We start from the raw sequence: 21,064 nt of genomic DNA, 5'->3' as shown, positions 1-21,064 counted from the left end.
GTTACTTGTCCTTACCAACATGGAGGATCGCCAGGAAGGCATCCTGGGGAATATCGACCCGCCCCAGGGACTTCATGCGCTTCTTGCCTTCTTTCTGTTTGGCCAGCAGCTTTTTCTTGCGGCTGACATCGCCGCCGTAACACTTGGCGGTGACGTCCTTGCGCAGGGCCTTGACCGTGCTGCGAGAGATAATCTGGTTGCCGATAGACGCCTGAATGGCGATATCGAACATCTGCCGCGGGATCAGCTCGCGCATTTTCTCCACCAGCTGACGGCCTCGGTACAAGGCGTTGTCCTTGTGGGTGATAATGGCCAGCGCATCGACCCGGTCACCGTTGATCAGAATATCCAGTCGCACCATGTCGGCGGCGTCAAACCGCTTGAAGCCGTAATCCAGCGAGGCATAACCCCGGCTGCAGGACTTGAGACGGTCGAAGAAGTCGAGCACCACTTCCGCCATCGGAATGTCATAGCTCAGCGCCACCTGGTTGCCGTGATAGACCATGTTGGTCTGCACGCCCCGTTTCTCGATACAGAGGGTGATGACGTTGCCCAGGTATTCCTGCGGCACCAGAATATTACATTCGGCGATGGGCTCGCGCAGCTCTTCGATGTTATTGACGGCCGGCAGGTTGGACGGGCTGTCGATGTGAATGGTTTCACCGTTGGTCAGCACGATCTCGTAGACCACGGTCGGCGCCGTGGTGATCAGATCCAGATCGTATTCCCGCTCCAGACGCTCCTGAATGATTTCCATGTGCAGCATGCCGAGGAAGCCACAACGAAAGCCAAAGCCCAGCGCGTTGGAAGTTTCCGGCTCGTAGAACAGGGAAGCATCGTTCAGTGACAGCTTGTCCAGCGCATCACGGAAGGCTTCGTAGTCATCGCTGGAAATCGGGAACAGACCCGCATACACCTGCGGCTTGACCTTCTTGAAGCCGGGCAGCGCTTTTTCGGCACCGTGCTTGGCATGAGTCAGGGTATCACCCACCGGCGCACCGTGAATTTCCTTGATGCCACAGACCACCCAGCCTACTTCACCGCAGTTCAGGCCGGCGGTGTCTTTCTGCTTGGGCGTAAAGATACCGATGCGATCCACGCCCCACACCTGGCCGGTGCTCATCACCTTGATCTTGTCGTTTTTCTTCAGGTTGCCGTGCTTGATGCGCACCAGCGACACCACCCCCAGGTAGGGGTCGAACCAGGAGTCGATGATCAGCGCCTGCAGCGGTCCTTCCGGGTTGCCTACCGGCGGCGGAATCTGGCGTACTATGGTTTCCAGTACTTCATCCACACCCAGGCCGGTCTTGGCCGAGCAGCGCACCGCATCGAGGGCATCGATACCGACGATGTTTTCAATTTCTTCGGCCACCCGCTCCGGCTCGGCCTGGGGCAGGTCGATCTTGTTCAGTACCGGTACCACTTCCAGATCCATGTCCAGAGCGGTGTAACAGTTGGCCAGAGTCTGTGCCTCAACGCCCTGACCCGCATCCACTACCAGCAACGCGCCCTCACAGGCGGCAAGAGAGCGGGAAACTTCATACGAGAAGTCGACGTGCCCCGGGGTATCGATAAAGTTCAGCTGGTACTGTTCGCCGTCGTTGGCCTGGTAGTTCAGGGTCACACTCTGGGCTTTGATGGTAATGCCGCGCTCCCGCTCCAGATCCATGGAGTCGAGAACCTGCTGCTGCATTTCTCGATCGGTCAAGCCGCCGCACACCTGGATCAAACGATCGGACAGGGTGGACTTGCCGTGGTCTATATGAGCGATGACGGAAAAGTTACGAATATGCTTCATGATGCGATAAGGAGTCCGTTGTCTGAAAGCGAGAGTCAAAGGCGGGATTCTACTGGATTAGCACTACCGTGGCCAATCCTTAGTCGATATTGGCAACCGGGATCACCGGCCCGATAATGACCGGCTCTGCCAGTATCTTGCCGGAGCCTTTGGCCCAGCGGGACGCCAGTGCAAAACCGACGATACCGCCGACAGCGGCCCCCGCCAGGGTACCGCCGTCACCCAGCCCCAGTCCGGCGCTAGCCACCAGGGCACCGCCCAGCAACAGCAGCAGCGGCAGCAGATATACCAGCAGGGCGCTGGTGATCAGGCTTTGTTCGGGAATGCCGATGCGCACCTGCTGATCCACCACCAGCGGCAACTCGGTCGCAATCACGAAGCGGTGATCGCGCCCGGGCAGGGCCTTGGAGACCAGGCCGGTACCGCAGTTGCTGTTTTGCTTGCACTGGCCGCAGGCCGATTTACTGAAACAGACCACTTCAACGCCGTTTGCATGTACCGCCAGCACGGTGGCAATCTCTTCAATCATGGTGTGATCCTGGGCTCAATGGACTCGGCGATGCGACGGGCGGTATCGGCGGGAATCGCCCCCACCACGGTAATTTCGACCCGCGCCGGACTGATGAGGCTGACCAGATGGGTGGCGCCCTGGCGTACCAGCTGCTGCCGGGGCTCGGTATTGGCGCCGGCCTGGGCCACATACACGGATACGTCTACCAGGCCATTGGACAGCATCAGGTAATTCACCAGCCGCTCGGTGACCGGCAGCTTGTGTTTATCCTCCGAGCGTAACTCGAAGCCGGCGGGCAGCCAGCCGGTTTGCCAGGGCTGGGATTGTTGCGGGGTCGGGTACACATCCGCCACCGACATCGCCGGCGGCAAGGCGGCGGTTTTCAGCTCCTGGATCAGAGGGCTGGGCTGATCGCTGATCCGCAGCGCCACCCCCATGCTTTGTTCCACCACACCGGCGTCCCGATCCAGGGTATCCAGCTTGAGCAACAAACCGGTTTCCTGATCCAGCCACAGCACATAGCCGTAATAGCCTTCGGCCTTCGGCACCAGCCGAATTACCTGCGCCACCCGCCCCAGCACTCGACTGCGCCCGGCGACAACCGCATCATAGTGGCTTGTCACCGGTGCCAGTGGCATCAGCTGCAAACGATGAAACAGCCCCGGCAGGGTGGCGTCCTTGAGGGTATAGCCATCGTGGCTGGCATCGAAGAAACTGGTTTCATCGTCGCGCTGCACGAACTCGCGCGGCCGGCCATTGAGGTGAGTAAGGTGGGTAAATACCTGACCGTCGATATGCCCCCGGGTCAGACGTTTGGGTTCGAGCTGCCCCTGGCTGGAATCAACCAGCGTCAACTCGAAGTTCAACTGCTGATAGGCCTGTTGCATACGCTGCAACAAGACCTCTGCCGATTCATTCTCGGCGGCGGCCACACCAGACCATGCCCATACAATTACCAGGATAACGGCATTAAAGCCCTTTATTCTCAAAGCCGATTACCTTCAGTTCTGACGCAGACGTTGCTGCAATTCGTGATCCATCAACAGCTCATGAATATGACGCTGTTGTTCCAGCAGGGCCTGTTCCTGTGACCCCTGGCGTGGCGTTATCTGATAATTCAGGCTGACCGGAGCCGCACCACCGTTCATGGGCACCGTATTCAGCACCGGCGACGGCAGCTCGTTCTGACCGTATTGCTGCACCCCGAAGATCAACGCCGCCGATACCGACGCCGCCACCGCAAACTGGCCAACATAACGCAGCATGGGAGTAACACGACCAAACAGCGGCCGCACCACACCGGCCTGCTCTGCCTGTGCGGTATGGGTAGAAGACGCCGCCGGAGCCGCGATCATCGCCGGTTCGTCGGCCAGCGCCGCCGCGATTCTGTCGCTCATGTCCAGCTGAAGATGACTCGGCAGCTCGCGACGCAAGGCATCGCCGTACAGATGATAACGGCCAAAGATATCCGCCAGCTCGAGATCATCTCCCAGCTGTTCCAGCAAGACCTTGTCCTGAATTTCTCCGTCTACCAATGCCGAAATCTGTTCCTTGTTTGCCATAACGTTAGCCATAACAGTTATTCTCCGTTCAACCCTGAAGTAACGGCTGGACCCGCTTGTCGATCGCCTCGCGTGCCCGGAAAATCCGGGAACGAACGGTCCCTACCGGACAGTCCATCACCTTGGCAATATCTTCATAGCTCATCCCTTCCAGCTCGCGTAAGGTAATCGCCGTTTTAAGATCTTCCGGAAGGACCTCAATGGTCTCGAATACCGCCCGCCTGATCTCTTCCGACAACATGAGATGTTCCGGTGACGCCTGATCTTTCAACCCTTCGCCGCCGTCGTAAAACTCTGCATCCTCGATACCGACATCGCTGCCCGGAGGTCGCCGCCGCTGGGCGACCAGGTAGTTCTTGGCGGTGTTCACCGCAATCCGGTACAGCCAGGTAAAAAACGCACTCTCGCCACGAAACCCGGGCAAGGCACGATACGCCTTGATAAACGCCTCTTGCGTCACATCCGGTACGTCTCCTGGATTAGACACAAATCGAGACACCAGGTTCGCCACTTTGTACTGATATTTTTTTACCAGCAGGTTGTATGCGTTTTTATCGCCACGCTGCACCCGTTCAACCAGTTGCTGGTCCGTTAAATTATCGCTCATGCGAGCCGCGTAACCTCCGAATAATCCGATGCGTTGCCACACCGGCCCGTAATAAGCGCACCTTGATAGACTGCGGATGCGGACAAAAGTTCTGAACTCATTTGAGAAAGGTGATTCCAGCTGCACCTGTCGGCGGCTTGGGATAACATAGAAAGATTATCCATACTGGGCCAATGATACTTTATGAAGGATCCCGTTGAATACCTCTGCGACGTACTCATCATTGGCAGCGGTGCCGCCGGACTGTCGCTGGCGCTGAAACTGGCCGATCATGCCAGGGTTCATGTGCTCAGCAAGGGGCCGCTTGCCGAAGGCTCGACCCTCTATGCCCAGGGCGGCATTGCCGCTGTGTTCGATGAAACGGATAGCATTGAATCCCATGTTGCCGACACCCTGATTGCCGGCGCCGGACTCTGTGACGAAGCGGTGGTGGAGTTTACCGCCAGCAACGCCCCCGGCGCCATTCAATGGCTGATTGGCCAGGGCGTGCCCTTCGATACCGAAGAGTCGGCCCAGGGAGAGGCTTCCTATCACCTCACCCGGGAAGGTGGCCACAGCCACAGACGCATTTTTCATGCCGCCGATGCCACCGGCAGAGCGGTACAGCTTACCCTGAACGAACAGGTGCAGCGACATCCCAACATTCATATTCTGGAACGGGTCAACGCGCTGGATTTAATCACCAGTGCCAAGCTGGGCCTGCCCGGCAACCGGGTGCTCGGTGCCTACGTCTGGAACCGCAACAAAGAGCGGGTAGAAACGGTACGGGCCCGCTTTATCGCCATGGCCACCGGCGGTGCCTCCAAGGTGTATCAGTACACCTCCAACCCGGACGTCAGCTCCGGTGACGGTATCGCCATGGCCTGGCGCGCCGGCTGCCGGGTCGCCAACATGGAATTCAACCAGTTCCATCCCACCAGCCTGTTTCATCCGGCAGACAACAACTTTCTGCTGAGCGAAGCGCTGCGCGGTGAAGGGGCCCTGCTCAAGCGTCCCGACGGCAGCCGCTTCATGCCCGATTATGACCAGCGGGCCGAGCTGGCCCCACGCGACATAGTGGCGCGGGCCATCGACCATGAAATGAAGCGTCTCGGTGCCGAATGCATGTATCTGGACATCAGCCATCAGCCGGCCGACTTCATTCTCAAGCACTTCCCCACCATTTATGAGCGCTGCCTCAAGGTGGGCATCGACATTACCCAACAACCGATGCCGGTGGTGCCCGCGGCCCACTATACCTGCGGCGGCGTCATGGTGGATCGCAAGGGTCATACCGATATCGAGGGCCTCTATGCCATCGGCGAGGTGTCCTACACCGGCCTGCATGGCGCCAATCGCATGGCCTCCAACTCGCTGCTGGAATGTATAGTGTTTGCCCGCGCCGCCGGTGAAGACATGCTGGCCAAGCTGGCAACCACGCCGGAGCCGCCGATATTGCCGCTGTGGGACGAAAGCAAGGTCGCCGACTCGGACGAAGAGGTGGTGATCCACCACAACTGGCACGAGCTGCGACTGTTCATGTGGGATTACGTCGGCATCGTTCGCTCCGACAAGCGACTGGAACGGGCCAAACGCCGCATCGATCTGCTGCAGCAGGAAATTCAGGAGTATTACGCCAATTTCCGGGTCAGCAACAATCTGCTGGAGCTGCGCAACCTGGTACAGGTGGCCGAGTTGATCGTGCGCTCGGCGATGGAGCGCAAGGAATCCCGCGGCCTGCATTACACCCTGGATTACCCGGAGCAGCTGGCGGATCCCAAGCCGACCATCATGGTGCCGAGCAACTATATGGATGAATAGACAGCTAGCTGGCCAGCAAGACCTTCTGTGACAGGCGGCGGAACACCGACTCCGGTACTGCATCCTGAAACAGCCACAGCGGCGGCCAGGGATCGTCTTTCAGCACCAGCAACAAAAAGCCGGGCCCGGCCCGGCTATATCGCGACAAGACGCCGCTGCGCCCGTTCAGGCTGAGCACGCCGTTGTTGTATTCCCCCTCCAGACGGTAATCGCCACCGCGAATCCACAGCAATACCAACACCAGCAGCCAGCCGGGGGCAAACCAGAGCAAGCGGTCGGCGTCCAGCAACAGGCTGGCCGGCAACCACAAGGCCGTGGCCGCCGCCAGCAGATAACAGCGATGCAAACGGGACGGCTCAGCGCTGATTGCGAACCTGGTTACGCTCAAGAATATATTCCACCATAGCCTGCAGTTGTGCGTCGTCGGTGCGCTGATGGCCCATAAACCAGGCGAACAGGTCCGGATCATCGCATTCCAGCAAACGGCGGAATGCCGCCTTGTGCGCTTCGCTCAGCCCGTCGTATTCGTGTTCGACAAAGGGGGCAAGAATCACGTCCAGCTCCAGCATGCCACGGCGGCAGGCCCAGACAAGACGCGGTTTATCAGAAAGTTTGACCATGGTGGCTTCCAGAAAATAAAACAAAGCTCATGGTATAAGGTCGAATGAGTACTGACAAATGTGTTGGCCATCTTTACCATGAAGGTCACACTTAATTTATTGATAGCCAATCAAGGGAGCGTCCCGTGTTGACTCTTGCTTCTTCTCCCATGCTTTACCCCCTGACCGACAGGGCCGTGATCGGCCTGACCGGCGCAGACAGAACCAAATACCTGCAGGGTCAGGTTACCTGTGATGTAAACCAGCTTAATCCCGGTGATGCCACCGCCGGCGGCCATTGCGACAGCAAGGGCAAACTGTGGGCCTCGTTCTGGCTGGCCAACCTGGGCGAGCAACTGCTGCTGGTGCTCAACCGATCACTGGTGGCACGTCAGTTGCCGGAACTGAAAAAATTCGCCGTGTTCGCCGATACCGAGGTCGAAGACGTCAGCTCGCAATGGCAGGTGTTCGGCCTGGCCGGCGAAGGCCTGTCCCACTGGCTCAACCATCAGCTTGGTGACGGCAATCTGTTGCAGGGCGGCATAGTGATACCGGTCGCCGCCGAGCATGCGCTGCTGCTGCTGCCCCAGGGTGTTGAGTTGGCCGAACTGGCCGAACTGCCCCGCGGCAGCGAGCAGGAATGGCAGGGGCTGATGATTCATGCCGGCCTGCCGGACATGAGCGCCGAACATCAGGGCGAATATATTCCCCAGATGCTCAACCTGCAGGCCATTGGTGGTATCAGCTTCACCAAGGGCTGTTACATGGGCCAGGAAACCGTGGCCCGCGCCAAGTATCGGGGCGCCAACAAGAAGGCGATGTTCGTGCTGACCGGCACCGCTGCCGGCGATATTGGCGTCAACCAGGATCTGGAGCTGCAACTGGGCGACAACTGGCGCCGGGCCGGCACCGTGCTGAGCGTCTGGCAACAGGGTGAAAGCTGTCTGCTAACGTCGGTGTTGAACAAGGATATGGAAGCCGACGCGGTATTTCGCATCAAGGGCCAGGATGACAGCCGGCTGAGCCTGCAGCCCCTGCCCTACGAACTGGTCGATTGAGCCGCGGCAATTGCCGCCTCTTTCAACCAGGCAGCGGCCTTGCCCAGAGGCCGCTGCTTGTGCCAGATCAGTTCCAGAGCCACCGGCCAGTCCTGATCGTCAAACTCCAGCGCCGGCGAGACCAGATAACCATTAGCCAGAGCGCCGGCCACCACGTGGCCGGGCACAAAGGCCCAGCCCAGATTACGCTGTACCAGCTCGACAATGACCCAGTGGCTTTCTACCCACCAGACATCGGCGGCCAGCCTTAGCCGGACTTTTTCTTCACTGTCGTTGCGGGTTGCCACCATCAGTTGCCGGTAACGCTTGAGCTCTTCCCACCCTACCCGCTGGCGGGCCAGTTGATGCTCCGGCGCACAGACAATTTTCAGCGGCACCCAGCCAAGCGCATGAAAGTTCAGGGCCGAAGGCAGAATCTCCTGACGCCACATAATGCCCAGATCGACCCGCTCTTCCAGCACCATGCGGCTGACATCCTCCATCAGTGGAAACAGCAGCTCCAGCTCGACGCTGGGAAAACGGCGGGCAAATTCATCCATCAGGCCACCCAGTAGATCCAGCGGGTAAAGTTCATCAACCGCCAGCACCAGCCGGCTTTCCACCCCTTCACCCAGGCTTTTGGCGACCCCGCGAAAATGCTCGCAGCGCTCGAGTATCACCCGCGCTTCCGCCAGTAACCGCTCCCCGGCCGGCGTCAGGCGGGGATAACGGCCACTGCGCAAAAACAGGCTGTTGCCCAGATCGATTTCCAGATTGGACACCGCGGTACTGATCACCGACTGCGCCTTGCCCAGTCGCCGGGCGGCGGCAGAGAAAGAGCCGGTATCCACGGTCGCCACAAAAGCCTGCAACTGCTCCAATGAAAAACTCATCTATCTATTAATCCGATACATTCCAACTTTGATATAGGATATTAGCAGATAGAATCAGCCTCTAAGACGATAACATCAGCAAGGAGTTTTCATGCGTACCACCAAAGATCGTATTCGCCATACCCTGGGATTCGAGATAATAGGTCTGATTATCTTTGCCCCGCTGGCCAGCTGGATCTTCGGCTTCGAACTCCACCTGATGGGCACCATGGCGGTGGTTGGCTCCATTATCGCCACCTTGTGGAATTATGTTTACAACCTGCTGTTTGATCACGCCATGCTGAAACTGCGCGGTGATGTGCGCAAGACAGTCCCGATTCGGGTGTCTCACGCCCTGCTGTTTGAAGGGGGTTTGCTGCTGCTGTTCATGCCGATGATCGCCTGGTATCTGGGTATTAGCCTGTGGGAGGCCTTCATGATGGACATTGCCATGGCCACTTTTTATCTGGTGTATGCCTTCCTCTATAACCTGGCCTACGACAAGGTTTTTCCCATCCCACATCCAACCCGCCGGGTACCCGGCTAGGATAGCCTGAACAAAAAAACCGCCTTTCGGCGGTTTTTTTTCAATTCACTTTGTTATGACTTCTGGGTGGTTGGCGCCAGTTCGGCACCGTCTTCCAGCGCTTGTGGGTTGCCTTCCATCTTCGCCACTATGGTGTTGACGGCGGTATCGCCCACCACGTTGGACGCGGTACAGAACATGTCGTTGATGCGGTCCACCGCCATGATAATGGCCATGGCTTCAATCGGCAGGCCCATCTGATGCAGCAGTACACCGGCCATGACCACGGCACCGCCGGGTACACCGCCCACGCCCACCGACATCAGCAGCACGGTCACCCCCACGGTCAGCAGGTCACCGGCCGGAATCGGCGTGCCGGAAATGTTGGCGGCAAACATGGCCGCCAGAGTGATGTAGATGGCCGAGCCGGACATGTTGATGGTCGCACCCAGCGGCACACCAAAACCGGCGATGGCACGGGACACGCCCAGCTTCTCGGTCAGGGTACGCATGGTCACCGGAATGGTGGCGTTGGAGCTGGCGGTAGACAGCGAAAACAACAGCTGTTCACGAGTGGCCTTGCGGAACTCGCTCGGCTTGACGCCGGTAGTCAGCCATACGGCCAGCGGATACACCACCAGAATCCAGAACGCCAGCACCAGTACCACCATACCAACGTAGCCGGCAACCGACATCAGGGTGTTGGCTTCCAGGGTGGCACCCAGGCTGATCATCAGCGCAAACACACCGTAAGGAGCCAGGGTCATCACCAGACCCACCAGCTTCATCATCACCTGGTTGGCCACGCGGAAGGTGCGCATCGCGGGGGCGGCGGCGCTGCCCATGGCCTGAATGGCCAGGCCGGTAATAATGGCCATGAAGATAATCTGCAGCATGTCACCGGAGGCAAAGGCCTGCACCGGGTTGCTGGGCACTATGCCGATCAGCATGGCGCCGATATCGGGTGTTTCGGTGGTGGCCAGCTCAACGGTAGTCGAGGCACCGTGCGGCAGAGTGGCGCCCATGCCCGGCTGAAAAATAACCCCGACCAGAATGGCGGCGGCAATCGACAGCATGGTGTTGATAACGTAAAGCCCGAAGGTTTTGCTGCCGAGGCGACCGAAGCTGGCAATATCACGCAGCTCGCAGATACCGGTCACGATGGAGATATAGACCAGCGGCACCACCATCAGCTTGATCAGTGACACAAACATACCGCCCAACCCTTCGGCCAGGCCCACCACGTTGTCGTTTAAAAACGAGACTCCAGTAAAAAGATACTGGATCATGCTGCCGATAATCAGACCGGCAAAAAGGCCGGCGAAAATGCGGGTAGAGAGAGAACCTTTCATTGTGTATTCCTCAGCAAAACCTGAACGATTGATCTGCTATTGATTGTTTTTATAGATAAGTAAACTGGCTCAGTTGGCAAGTCGCAGAATTTTACATTTAAAAAACAGATCGGCAACCCCGCAAGCGGCACAACTGGTTACATCGTGAACAGAATCACAATTTTTTATCATTTATAAAATAAATTTAATATTCGAATGAGGCTGGCTTGACCTCGTTCTGCCCCATCGGCAGCCTGAACTGCGCCTCCTCTACCGATGCGATTGCCGGGAGCGGTATTCAAGCATTCAACCGTCTTGATGCAGGCGCCGGGTTCGTTGCTATGCTGAAAAAAAGGATGAGTACCACTTGAGCACCATGGGCCGCGGGCCCCTTGAGGTCATTCGCATGAAGAGAGATCGCCAGACAATCACCTTGCTTCCTGTCATCTGCGTGCGAGCCGGCATTCGCCGGTGCTACCGGTCGTTGCCGTCAACGTCGAGTATGCCTTCGGTTGATCGCTGAGCGGGGTTGTGGCGCCCCCGGCACAACCGTCCACAGATTCAATCACAACCGCCTGTCGAGGCAGGCCAAGGTCCGATCATCGGCTATCGCGAGGCGCTACATGCACAATCCACTGCCCAGCTTTTCCATCGAGGAATATCAGCAACGCCTGACCAAGGTCAGAGACGCCATGACAAGGCAGGATATCCAGACGCTGATCCTGCACGATCCCTCCAATATCGCCTGGCTGACGGGTTACGACGGCTGGTCTTTTTATACCCCTCAGGTGGTGGTGGTCGGCCCGGCCGGTGAACCCATCTGGTATGGCCGACAGATGGATTCCAACGGTGCCAGACGTACCGTCTATCTGCAGGAAGAGAACATTACCTGGTATCCGGACTATTACGTGATGAATCCACCGATGCATGCCATGGAGTACCTGGCCAACCAGTTGCTCAAGCCTCGCGACTGGGCCTACGGCAACATCGGCGTCGAAATGGATAACTACTATTTCAGCCCCACCGCCTACCTGGCCTTGCGCGACAACCTGCCCGACGCCGACCTGGTGGACGCCACCGCTCTGGTCAACTGGTGCCGGGCGATAAAATCGGAAACCGAGCTGCGTTACATGCGCATCGCCGCCCGCATCGTCGAGAACATGCACAGAGCCGCGCTGGAGATGATAGAGCCCGGCCTGCCCAAGAACCGGCTGGTGGCCGAAATCTATCGGGTGGCGATGGAAGGTCATGACGGTCATTACGGCGATTATCCGGCCGTGGTGCCCATGCTGCCCTCGGGCAAGGATGCCTCGGCGCCCCACCTGACCTGGGACGAGCGCCCCTTCAATAACAACGAAGGCACCTTCTTCGAGCTCGCCGGCTGTCATCGGCGCTATCACTGTATTCTTTCGCGCACCATCTATCTGGGCCAGCCGACCAACGACTTTCTGCGCGCCGAAGCCGCCCTTAATGCCGGGCTGGAAGCCGGCCTGGCCGCCGCCAAACCCGGTAACCGCTGCGCCGATATTGCCAATGCCCTCAACGCCACCCTGGCGGAATACGGTTTCGACCGGGAAGGCGCCCGCTGTGGTTACCCCATCGGCCTCAGTTATCCGCCAGACTGGGGCGAGCGCACCATGAGCCTGCGCAACACCGACCAGACCATACTGGAGACGGGCATGGCCTTTCACTTCATGCCCGGCCTGTGGCTGGACGACTGGGGCATGGAAACCACCGAGAGCATCGTCATCACCCACACCGGGGTAGAAACCCTGAGCAACTACCCACGGCAACTGTTTGTGAAGAGGTAACAGACATGCAGGCAACCACCATCACCGCTACCGTCGACCTTGAACAACAGGGTAAACAGCACGGCTTTCTCAAACTGCCCTACTCCAGCGATCATTCCGCCTGGGGCTGCATCATGATACCGATAACGGTGATCAAGAACGGAACCGGCCCCACCGCCCTGCTCACCGGCGGCAACCACGGCGACGAATACGAGGGCATGACCGCCCTGTACAAGCTGGCCAACAGCCTGGAGACCGGGCAGGTACAGGGCCGGGTCATCATCATACCGGCGATGAACTATCCGGCAGTACAAAACGGCAGCCGTACTTCCCCCCTCGATCGGGGCAACCTGAACCGCAGTTTTCCCGGTCATCCCGGGGGCAGCATGACGGAGCGCATCGCCGACTATTTCAGCCGTTATCTGGTGCCCTTGTGCGACTATGCTCTGGACATTCATTCCGGTGGCAAGACGCTGGACTTTATTCCCTTCTCGGCCGCACACCGGTTATCGGACCCGGCTCAGGAAGCCGCCTGCATCGAGGGCGCCATGCTGTTCGGCACCGCCAATGTGATGGTGATGTTCGAGCTGGACAGCGCCTCGCTGTATGACACGGCGGTAGAATCCCAGGGCAAGGTATTCGTCACCACCGAGCTGGGCGGCGGCGGCACCAGCACGCCCGAGACCATAGGGCTGGCCGAACGGGGAGTGCATAACTTTTTGCTGTTCGCCGGCATTACCGGAGGCGACTATCTGCACGCCGACACCCCGCCGCGGCTACTCGACATGCCCGACGGCTCCTGCTACATGATGAGTGAACACAAGGGGCTGCTGGAGCTGTGCATCTCGCTTGGCGATGAAGTAAAAAAAGGAGATCTGGTGGCGCGCATTCATCAGCTGGAGCGCACCGGGCAAGCGCCGGTGGAATACCGAGCTAAACGGCATGGCATTCTGGCGGGGCGGCGTCATCCGGCCCTGGTGGATATCGGCGACACCTTTGCGGTGCTGGCCGTCGAACCGAATGGCTGAGGCGGGGCGTTGTGTCTCTGGCCCAGGCTCTGCTACGGTAACCACACAGAAAGCCAGACTAACCCCTTGATAAAATAGGCTATCGATAACAAGAGTTCGCCTTTTGCCTACGGGATTCATCATTTTCACAGCCATCGGGCTGGAGGAAAACATGCGACTGGATCGTTACGACATCAAGATTCTGCAGATACTGCACCGGCAGGGCCGCATCACCAAGTCGGGCCTGGCCGATGCCATCAGCCTGTCGGTCAGCCCCTGCTGGGAACGGGTAAAGCGGCTGGAAGAAGCCGGCATCATCGAAGGCTATGGCGTACGCATCAACAGCGAAGCCCTGTTTCGGTATACACCGGTGCTGGTGGAAGTGAGCCTCAAACAGCACAGCGCCGAGGCGTTTCAGCGCTTCGAACAGGCCATGATCGACTGCGAACAGGTGGTGGACTGCTACGCCACCGGCGGCGGCGTGGATTACATACTGCGGGTGATGTGCGAGGGCATAGATCAATACCAACGACTGATCGACGGCTGGCTGGAGTCCAATATCGGCATCGAGCGTTACTTCACCTACATCGTCACCAAAACCATCAAGCAACAGCCGCCCGGGCTGGTATTCGACGCAGACGCACTGGCCTGATATTGCCGTTTGCGGCCCGCCAGAAGAAAACCGTTTTTTCGGCGGGCGGATCAGAAAAATCATCACCTTAATACCACCGCAACAAAAAGTATCTCGCCACCTTCCCTCCTAGAATGACCTCATGGCAACCATGCTGTGGCCCGACGCCACATTCAATAACCCATATTCAATAACCTATGTTCAATAGCCCGGGAGGTGCCGCCGATGAGCCTGTCCTTCAACACCACAACACACAGCAAGGTGACCGACGCCATCATGCCTTATCTAAAGGATGCCCGGCTGGTGCGCGAGCTGGCCTACATCAACGGCAAATGGGTGTATGGCAACGACGATATCGCCGTGTTCAACCCCGCCACCAATGATGTGATTGGTCACTGCACCCAGTTGCAGCCGCCGCAGCTTGATGACGCCATTGCCGCCGCCGCCAACGCCTTTCCCGCCTGGCGTGACTTGCTGGCCGATGAGCGCGCTGCCCGGCTGTTACGCTGGCACGACCTGATTCTTGAGCACAAGGAGGATCTGGCCACCCTGATGGTGCTGGAACAGGGCAAGTCGCTGGCCGACGCCCTGGGCGAAATCGACTACGGCGCTTCATTCGTACGCTGGTTCGCGGAAGAAGGCCGCCGCGCCTACGGCGACACCATTCCCAGCCATATTGCCAACGCCCAATTGGCGACCCTGCGCGAGCCCATCGGCGTGGCGGCGCTGATCACGCCCTGGAACTTTCCCCATGCGATGATCACCCGCAAGGCCGCCGCCGCCCTGGCCATCGGTTGCACCGTGCTGATCAAACCGGCCAGCGAAACCCCGTTTTCGGCGCTGGCGCTGGCCGAACTGGCCGAGCGTGCCGGTTTTCCGCCCGGGGTGATCAACGTGGTCACCGGCCGGGGCGCCGACATCTGTGCCGCCCTGTGCCGCGCCGATCCGGTGCGGGCGCTGTCGTTCACCGGCTCGACCCGCGTCGGCAAACTGCTGTTGGAACAGGCCGCCGGCACCGTGAAAAAGTGCTCGATGGAGTTGGGCGGCAACGCGCCCTTTATCGTGCTGCCGGATATGGATATCGCCGAAGCGGCCAGGGCGGCGGTGGCCGCCAAGTTTCAGACCGCCGGGCAGGACTGCCTGGCCGCCAACCGCATTTTCGTGCCCCGCAGCGGCTACGAGGCCTTTCTTGAGGCCTTCGCCGGCGAAATGGCACATATCAAGGTCGGCAACGGCTTTGAGCAGGGCGTGACCATGGGGCCGCTGATTTCACACCGGGCGGTGGCCAAGGCACAGGAAATTGTGGATGACGCCGTCACCAAAGGCGCGCGCCTGATCGCCGGCAGCCAGCACTCCGCACCGGGCCCCAACTTCTTTATGCCGACCCTGCTGGCCGACGTGACCCCGCAGATGAAGGTGTTTCGCGAAGAGAACTTCTGCCCGGTGGCCGGGGTGCTGGCCTACGACCACCTTGATGAGCTTATTCCCCTGGCCAACGACACCGAATATGGCCTGGCCGCCTATGTTTATGGCCACGATATTCGCCACATCTGGCAACTGCTGCGCGGGCTGGAATTCGGCATGGTGTCGGTCAACTCGGTGAAGATGACCGGCCACGGCATTCCCTTCGGCGGCATCAAGCAGTCGGGCCTGGGCCGGGAAGGCAGCCGCCACGGCTTCGACGAATACAGCCAGATCAAATATTACTGCCTGGGCAACCTGCCCGGCGGACGCTGAACTAGCACTATCAAGGAGTGACGACCATGACCATAGATACCAGAAAACTGCTCGACATCGACCGCAACACCGTGTTTCATGCCTCGACCCACCTCAAGCAATATGCCCATGGTGAAATGGGCGGCCGCATCATCACCGGCGCGCAGGGCATTCGCATTCAGGACTCGGAAGGCATAGAGCTGCTGGATGCCTTTGCCGGCCTCTATTGCGTCAACATCGGCTACGGCCGCACCGAAATGGCCGAGGCCATCTACGAGCAGGCCAAGAAGCTGGCCTACTATCACACCTATGTGGGCCACACCAACGAGGCGCTGATCGAGCTGTCGGACCGCATCATCAAGATGGCACCCGCCGGCATGAGCAAGGTGTATTACGGCATGTCGGGCAGTGATGCCAACGAAACCCAGCTCAAGCTGGTGTGGTACTACAACAACGCCCTGGGCCGCCCCGAGAAGAAGAAGATCATCTCGCGGGATCGCGGCTATCACGGCTCCAGCATCGCCTCCGGCTCCATGACCGGGCTACCGCTGTTTCATGCCCACTTCGATCTGCCGCTGGATCGCATCAAGCACACCCTGGCGCCGGTGTATTACCGCCGCCCCGACGACAACATGAGCGAGGCCGAATTCTCCCGCTACTGCGCCGCCAAGCTGGAAGAGATGATTCTGGCGGAAGGGCCGGACACCGTGGCCGCGATGATCGGCGAGCCGGTGCTGGGCACCGGTGGTATAGTGCCGCCGCCCCAAGGCTACTGGGCCGAGATCCGCAAGGTGCTCGACAAGTACGACATTCTGCTGATTGCCGACGAGGTGGTCTGTGGCTTCGGGCGCTTAGGGTCAGACTTCGGCTCCATTCACTACGACATGAAGCCGGACTTGATGACCATCGCCAAGGGCCTGACCTCGGCCTACCAGCCATTATCGGGGGTGATCGTCGGCGATAAGGTATGGAGTGTGCTGGAGCAAGGCACCGACGAATGGGGCGCCATCGGCCACGGTTACACCTATTCCGGCCACCCAATGGGCGCGGCCGCCGCGCTGTGCAACCTCGACATTATCGCCCGCGAAAACCTGACCGCCAACGCCCGCGATACCGGCGCCTACCTGCAACAGCGCATGCAGGAAACCTTTGCCGATCACCCGCTGGTGGGCGAGTCTCGCGGCGTCGGCCTGCTGCACGCGCTGGAATTCTCCAGCAACAAGGCCAAACGCACCCATTTCGATCCCAACCTCAAGGTGGGCCCGCAAATTGCCGCCGCCTGTCTGGAGCAGGGCCTGATCGCCCGCGCCATGCCCCACGGCGACATTCTGGGCTTTGCCCCGCCACTGGTGGTGACTCGCAACGATATCGACGACATAGTGGAACGCACCGCCCGCGCGGTAAACAAGGTCACCGACAAGCTGCTCAGCAGCGGCGACTGGAAAGGGTGATAGTCTGAAGTAACGGCAAGAATGGTGTTGTAGGTCGAATTTATTCGACCAAAACAGGGGCACAGCGTAAACCGGTTTAATGACGTCGGACGCTGTGCCCACTTGTGACTGTTGGAGGTATTCATAGCGAGTCGGCGGAGCGGGCCCTTTGTCCGACTTTTGCAGAGTAACCGCATAAATCATCCTGCTTCGCAGTCCCGCCAGCTACATTTAATAGCGCCAAGCGTCGAGCCAAAAGCGAGATCCTGACGTTCGTTAGGATGACGGCAAAAATATCCCGCCGAAGCGGGACTGGCTAATCTGTCGTTGGTTTTTATGTTTTGCTACGCAAAACCGGCCAGCTAAAGCGGCCTCTACACTTATCAGGAGGCGGCCTTTCAGCCGCCGGAGGGCGCCGCCTGAAGATCCACCGGGGGCAGCCGAGTGGCTCCCCAGCTGCGCGTGGTATAGCCGGTTACCCGCTCCAGCTCTTCCCGACTGATGCTCGCCAAGTCACCCCGTTCCAGGGGATCGTAGTGAAAGATATACAACCGTGATGCGAGCTGCTCGAACGGCAGTGACGCTTCGCCGAAGCGTTCCCCGTTGCCGGCGGTGCTGACCACCACACCGTCGCCCCAGTTTTGCCCACTGTCGTTATTGGGATTGTAGAAATACACCCGCATCTCATCCTGCGGATCCAGGTTAACCCTGAGCAGGGTAATGGCATGCCAACCGATGAATCGCGCCGCACTGTCGGTAACCGCAATGCCGGCAGGCTGGGGATGAACCACCGGTTGGTTGCCGTTGTAATAGGGATGGTAGCTGGCATAGAAATGGCGCTGAAAATCTTCCAGCTCGGCCAGTTTGCCGGTTAACACATCCACGTTGATACGAAAGCCACGCCCCGTCCACCAGCCGTGAAACTCGGGATTGATCCAGCGATGAGGATCGCCCTCCCGCTCGGCACAACGGCGCCCCATCTCCGCATAAATACGGTCCAGGTGCGGTACCACCAGCAACGAAACCGGGTCCAGATCGACCGGCAGTTCACGGGCCACCCCGCCAACACTGTCTCGCGATGAGATGGCCTGACCTTCAAAGTGCATGATCACTTCATCGTCACGCACGGCCCACACCACTATCTGCAGCAGGTAGTCCGGATCATTGTATGACCACATCGACAAGGCCCGGGCAGACTGGCAAGTCGGGTTGTTGCCCTGCCCGACTCCCAACGGCAGGCCCAGCATGGACAGCACCCCCGCCAGCAACCAGGCACCAGGCGATACCGCCGTGCCGAATGCCAACGCCAGACGCTGCTGCGAATAGGGCGAAAGGGGCAAGGCCAACTGACGCCAGAGCGCCGGCGCCAGGGGTGGCTGATACAAAATGCCCCGTTCCAGCGTCAGCGCCAGTCCGAGCAGAGCCTGAGCGGTTTGCGGATGAATGGCTTCGCGGATCAGGCTGTGTACCAGTTCACGGTAGCAGAGCATGCAGTCCCGCCCCGTGGTAGACAGGCCCAGCGCCTCGCCCAGCAGATGATCGTCCTGCTCCAGCAGAAAGCGCACCAGCACCGTATGGTAGGGCGACACCAGCCCGGTATCGTGCATGGCACGGGCAAAACCGGACGCTTCATACTGAAGCTGGCCTCGATCCATGGTCTCCAGACGCTGCTGATACACCTCGATGCCTGGGTCTTCCCGGCAGCCCTGAGTGGTACCGTAAAGACTACTGATCAGGCGGTCGGCCCCGGCACCGCTTGCGCCCAGGTCGATCTCCGGGTTGTTTCGATAAATGGCAATCTGGGTAATCATCTGCTTGACCTGCTCCACCTGAATGGGTCGCTGTTGCAGAATACGCCAGATCTCGTCGACCAGCTGATCGAGCACTTTCTCGTAGCCGATGACGTCACTCAGGTGACGAAACAGCTCCCGGGTCATCAACGCCAGTTTGCCCTGCTGCTCCCGCTCCGCTTCCGTCGGCGGCGTAAACAGCAACGACAGGTTGATGGCCATCACCTGAGACAGATAATGATGTGCCTGCTCCGATGAAATCAACGAATGGGTAAACTGGCCCCGGGCAACGGCCAGCAGCCGCAGCTCGCTGAGTGCCTCCATCACCACCGTATCGGGCTCGGCACTGCCCAGCGCATGCGGGGTCAGCGACGGGATCAGAATGTGCGGGTAGGCCCAGTCGGTTCCCAGAAAAATACCGGCTTCTTCCAGCGACTGGGCCCGGGTTTCCATGGCGGCACAACCACCGGACAGCAGTAGCACTCGCCGTGCCGCATCCAGCACCCGGCGTAACTTGAGATGTTTGGCATAATCGCGGGTATCGGCCATGGCCTGCACCGCGTCATCCAGGCTCGCCAAACGTTTTGTCAGGGTAGCATGGTCACTACTTGGAACGTCTTGCGCGGAACTCACTCGGATACCTCACTTTTGATTGAGCGGCCTCTGTGCGAGGCCGACTCAATTGACTCATTAATAGATGTGTTCATCGCTCCTAGACGTAGAAATCCAGGTCTTCCTGATGCTTGAGCAGATCACGCATCACGTAGGGATCGTCGCCAAAGAAGTACACCAGTCCCCAGTGCGTACCAAAGGCGGTTCGCTTGGTGACCGTCTCTTCCAGCGGCGCGGTCAGTTCATGGGATTCAAAATAGTCATGCTCTTCCGTTTCTTCCGGAATAGCCAGATGACTCACCACCCGACGTCGCGGATACACACCAAAGCAACCGGCATAGCCCTTGGCATCGACCACCTCTTTGGGGAAAAAGGCGGCAATCTCTTCATCGGTGGTTTTGGGATCGAACGCCAGCACCAGGCCCTGATAGGCGTTGAATCCATAAGCCCGCTCAAGCAGCTCGAACACCTTGAAACCGGGCGGCCGGTAGGCCACTTCGCCGAAATACATTTCACCGTCGCTGGTCACAAAATATTCCGGGTGCACAAAACCGAACTCGATATCGAAGGTCTTGATCAGCTTCTCGATCTGGGCGGTGATCTGGGGGCGATATTTCTCCAGCTCCGGCGTTGCCGGCACAAAGACCGAATAGCCTAGGGTGACATATTCCGAGATGTTCAGGAACATGATCTTGCCCTTGTGTATCCAGGCCTCAACGGCGAATTCCCAGCCGTCCAGGTGAGACTCCATCAGCACCGGAAATTCTTCATCGGGGATGGAATCCACCTCATCCGGGGTACGGATCACCCGGTGCCCCAGACAGCCGGCCTTGTCGAACGCCTTGAGATGAATAGGATCGTTGGGATCGCCGTCCAGCTTCAGCAGGGTTTGATTGACTCGTTTGAGGAAGCGAATCACGTCGTCTTTATCGTGGGCCTCCTCGAAGATACCAACCCGAATTCCCCCCAGCTGCGCCCGGCGTTTCATCAACGCCTTGTCGCGCAGCAACATGGCCTGCCCGAACAGGCGGGGGTTGCCCAGCAGTACCGAGTTGATGGCTCCGGCCCACTCAACGGTTTCTTCATACAGGGGAATCGCCACATTTACGCCCATTTCCTGTAATTTATGGGCAATTTCCAGGGAGCGATCATTGAGGCGTTCAAAGTTCCAGGGAACGTAGGGAATGTCATGCTGCTGGCAGTACTCCTCGGCCCAGTCGGGCGCGACCACCACATAACGTCGATCAAAGCGGTCCACCGCCTCAATCGCATTCAGGCTCCAGCCCAGCAAGGCCACATAGCCCTTGTCGGGATTACGGGGAGTCGGTGTTGCATCTGTCATTAAAAATATCCCTTTTCTGCCAAATGTTTATACAACGTACATCGTCTGTACGCCAATTCCAACCCTTCGGGGTTCTCTGGAATTCTCCGGGCAAGTCACCGGC

19 protein-coding genes are annotated in these 21,064 nt (G+C 58.9%); 8 read left to right on the top strand and 11 right to left on the bottom strand.

Annotation, left to right across the window (positions count from 1 at the left end):
* Position 1 precedes the first annotated feature (1 nt).
* The 5 genes from lepA to rpoE all read right to left on the bottom strand — a co-directional run bounded on the left by lepA (position 2) and on the right by rpoE (position 4,478).
* Positions 2-1,798 carry a translation elongation factor 4 gene (gene lepA / locus ABD827_RS07510; RefSeq protein ID WP_298720178.1) on the bottom strand — a complete coding sequence of 599 codons (1,797 nt, stop codon included), beginning with the start codon at positions 1,796-1,798 and terminating at the stop codon, positions 2-4.
* Positions 1,799-1,877: 79 nt separating this feature from the next.
* Positions 1,878-2,327 carry a SoxR reducing system RseC family protein gene (locus ABD827_RS07505; protein ID WP_344963747.1) on the bottom strand — a complete coding sequence of 150 codons (450 nt, stop codon included), beginning with the start codon at positions 2,325-2,327 and terminating at the stop codon, positions 1,878-1,880.
* Entirely contained in the window at positions 2,324-3,241 is a 918-nt protein-coding gene (locus ABD827_RS07500; protein ID WP_344963849.1) for a MucB/RseB C-terminal domain-containing protein, read from the bottom strand. Before ABD827_RS07500 ends, ABD827_RS07505 begins: the two co-directional genes overlap by 4 nt.
* Positions 3,242-3,310: 69 nt before the next feature.
* The gene (locus tag ABD827_RS07495) at positions 3,311-3,871 is read right to left on the bottom strand and encodes a sigma-E factor negative regulatory protein (protein WP_344963847.1); all 561 of its coding nucleotides are present in this window, start codon (positions 3,869-3,871) and stop codon (positions 3,311-3,313) included.
* Positions 3,872-3,899: 28 nt separating this feature from the next.
* Positions 3,900-4,478 (bottom strand): RNA polymerase sigma factor RpoE, encoded by a 579-nt coding sequence (gene rpoE / locus ABD827_RS07490; RefSeq protein ID WP_298720185.1) that lies wholly within the window; start codon positions 4,476-4,478, stop codon positions 3,900-3,902.
* Between the two features lie 183 nt (positions 4,479-4,661).
* Between rpoE and nadB the strand changes: the two genes are divergently transcribed.
* Positions 4,662-6,278: an L-aspartate oxidase gene (nadB, locus tag ABD827_RS07485; RefSeq protein WP_344963745.1), complete on the top strand. Its 1,617-nt coding sequence runs from the start codon at positions 4,662-4,664 to the stop codon at positions 6,276-6,278.
* A 4-nt stretch (positions 6,279-6,282) separates the two neighbouring features.
* On the opposite strand, the gene ABD827_RS07480 is transcribed toward nadB, so the two are convergent.
* Positions 6,283-6,624 (bottom strand): hypothetical protein, encoded by a 342-nt coding sequence (locus ABD827_RS07480; RefSeq protein WP_344963743.1) that lies wholly within the window; start codon positions 6,622-6,624, stop codon positions 6,283-6,285.
* Between the two features lie 10 nt (positions 6,625-6,634).
* Entirely contained in the window at positions 6,635-6,898 is a 264-nt protein-coding gene (locus ABD827_RS07475) for an FAD assembly factor SdhE (protein WP_298720194.1), read from the bottom strand.
* Between the two features lie 149 nt (positions 6,899-7,047).
* On the opposite strand from ABD827_RS07475, the gene ygfZ reads away from it, so the two are divergent.
* Complete coding sequence (gene ygfZ / locus ABD827_RS07470) at positions 7,048-7,935, top strand: CAF17-like 4Fe-4S cluster assembly/insertion protein YgfZ (RefSeq protein WP_344963846.1); 888 nt, start codon at positions 7,048-7,050, stop codon at positions 7,933-7,935.
* Here ygfZ and ABD827_RS07465 read toward each other — a convergent pair.
* Entirely contained in the window at positions 7,917-8,807 is an 891-nt protein-coding gene (locus ABD827_RS07465; protein WP_344963741.1) for a LysR family transcriptional regulator, read from the bottom strand. The genes ygfZ and ABD827_RS07465 overlap by 19 nt on opposite strands.
* 91 nt (positions 8,808-8,898) lie before the next feature.
* On the opposite strand from ABD827_RS07465, the gene ABD827_RS07460 reads away from it, so the two are divergent.
* Positions 8,899-9,333, top strand: coding sequence for a PACE efflux transporter (locus ABD827_RS07460; RefSeq protein ID WP_298720200.1), 435 nt, complete (start codon positions 8,899-8,901; stop codon positions 9,331-9,333).
* Positions 9,334-9,386: 53 nt separating this feature from the next.
* Here the strand turns inward: ABD827_RS07460 and ABD827_RS07455 are convergent, their stop codons facing one another.
* Positions 9,387-10,664: a dicarboxylate/amino acid:cation symporter gene (locus ABD827_RS07455; RefSeq protein WP_298720203.1), complete on the bottom strand. Its 1,278-nt coding sequence runs from the start codon at positions 10,662-10,664 to the stop codon at positions 9,387-9,389.
* A 602-nt stretch (positions 10,665-11,266) separates the two neighbouring features.
* On the opposite strand from ABD827_RS07455, the gene ABD827_RS07450 reads away from it, so the two are divergent.
* From ABD827_RS07450 to ABD827_RS07430, 5 genes are all read left to right on the top strand, one after another.
* Positions 11,267-12,454 (top strand): M24 family metallopeptidase, encoded by a 1,188-nt coding sequence (locus ABD827_RS07450; RefSeq protein ID WP_344963737.1) that lies wholly within the window; start codon positions 11,267-11,269, stop codon positions 12,452-12,454.
* A 5-nt stretch (positions 12,455-12,459) separates the two neighbouring features.
* The gene (gene doeB / locus ABD827_RS07445) at positions 12,460-13,461 is read left to right on the top strand and encodes a N(2)-acetyl-L-2,4-diaminobutanoate deacetylase DoeB (RefSeq protein ID WP_344963735.1); all 1,002 of its coding nucleotides are present in this window, start codon (positions 12,460-12,462) and stop codon (positions 13,459-13,461) included.
* A gap of 151 nt (positions 13,462-13,612) precedes the next feature.
* On the top strand, positions 13,613-14,092 hold the full coding sequence (locus ABD827_RS07440) for an Lrp/AsnC family transcriptional regulator (RefSeq protein ID WP_344963733.1): 480 nt from the start codon (positions 13,613-13,615) through the stop codon (positions 14,090-14,092).
* Positions 14,093-14,296: 204 nt separating this feature from the next.
* Positions 14,297-15,808 (top strand): NAD-dependent succinate-semialdehyde dehydrogenase, encoded by a 1,512-nt coding sequence (locus ABD827_RS07435; protein WP_344963731.1) that lies wholly within the window; start codon positions 14,297-14,299, stop codon positions 15,806-15,808.
* A gap of 26 nt (positions 15,809-15,834) precedes the next feature.
* Complete coding sequence (locus tag ABD827_RS07430) at positions 15,835-17,238, top strand: aspartate aminotransferase family protein (RefSeq protein WP_344963729.1); 1,404 nt, start codon at positions 15,835-15,837, stop codon at positions 17,236-17,238.
* A 377-nt stretch (positions 17,239-17,615) separates the two neighbouring features.
* Here the strand turns inward: ABD827_RS07430 and ABD827_RS07425 are convergent, their stop codons facing one another.
* Both ABD827_RS07425 and ABD827_RS07420 read right to left on the bottom strand, forming a co-directional pair.
* A complete protein-coding gene (locus tag ABD827_RS07425; protein ID WP_344963728.1) occupies positions 17,616-19,586 on the bottom strand; it encodes a hypothetical protein in 1,971 nt (656 codons plus the stop codon).
* A gap of 133 nt (positions 19,587-19,719) precedes the next feature.
* The gene (locus ABD827_RS07420; protein WP_298720220.1) at positions 19,720-20,961 is read right to left on the bottom strand and encodes an ATP-grasp domain-containing protein; all 1,242 of its coding nucleotides are present in this window, start codon (positions 20,959-20,961) and stop codon (positions 19,720-19,722) included.
* Between the last annotated feature and the right edge of the window lie 103 nt (positions 20,962-21,064).

The organism is Oceanisphaera sediminis (assembly GCF_039539745.1).
GTDB lineage: Bacteria > Pseudomonadota > Gammaproteobacteria > Enterobacterales > Aeromonadaceae > Oceanimonas > Oceanimonas sediminis.
Note: the sequence above shows the minus strand (reverse complement) of the source record. Positions and strands in the feature narration are given on the sequence as shown.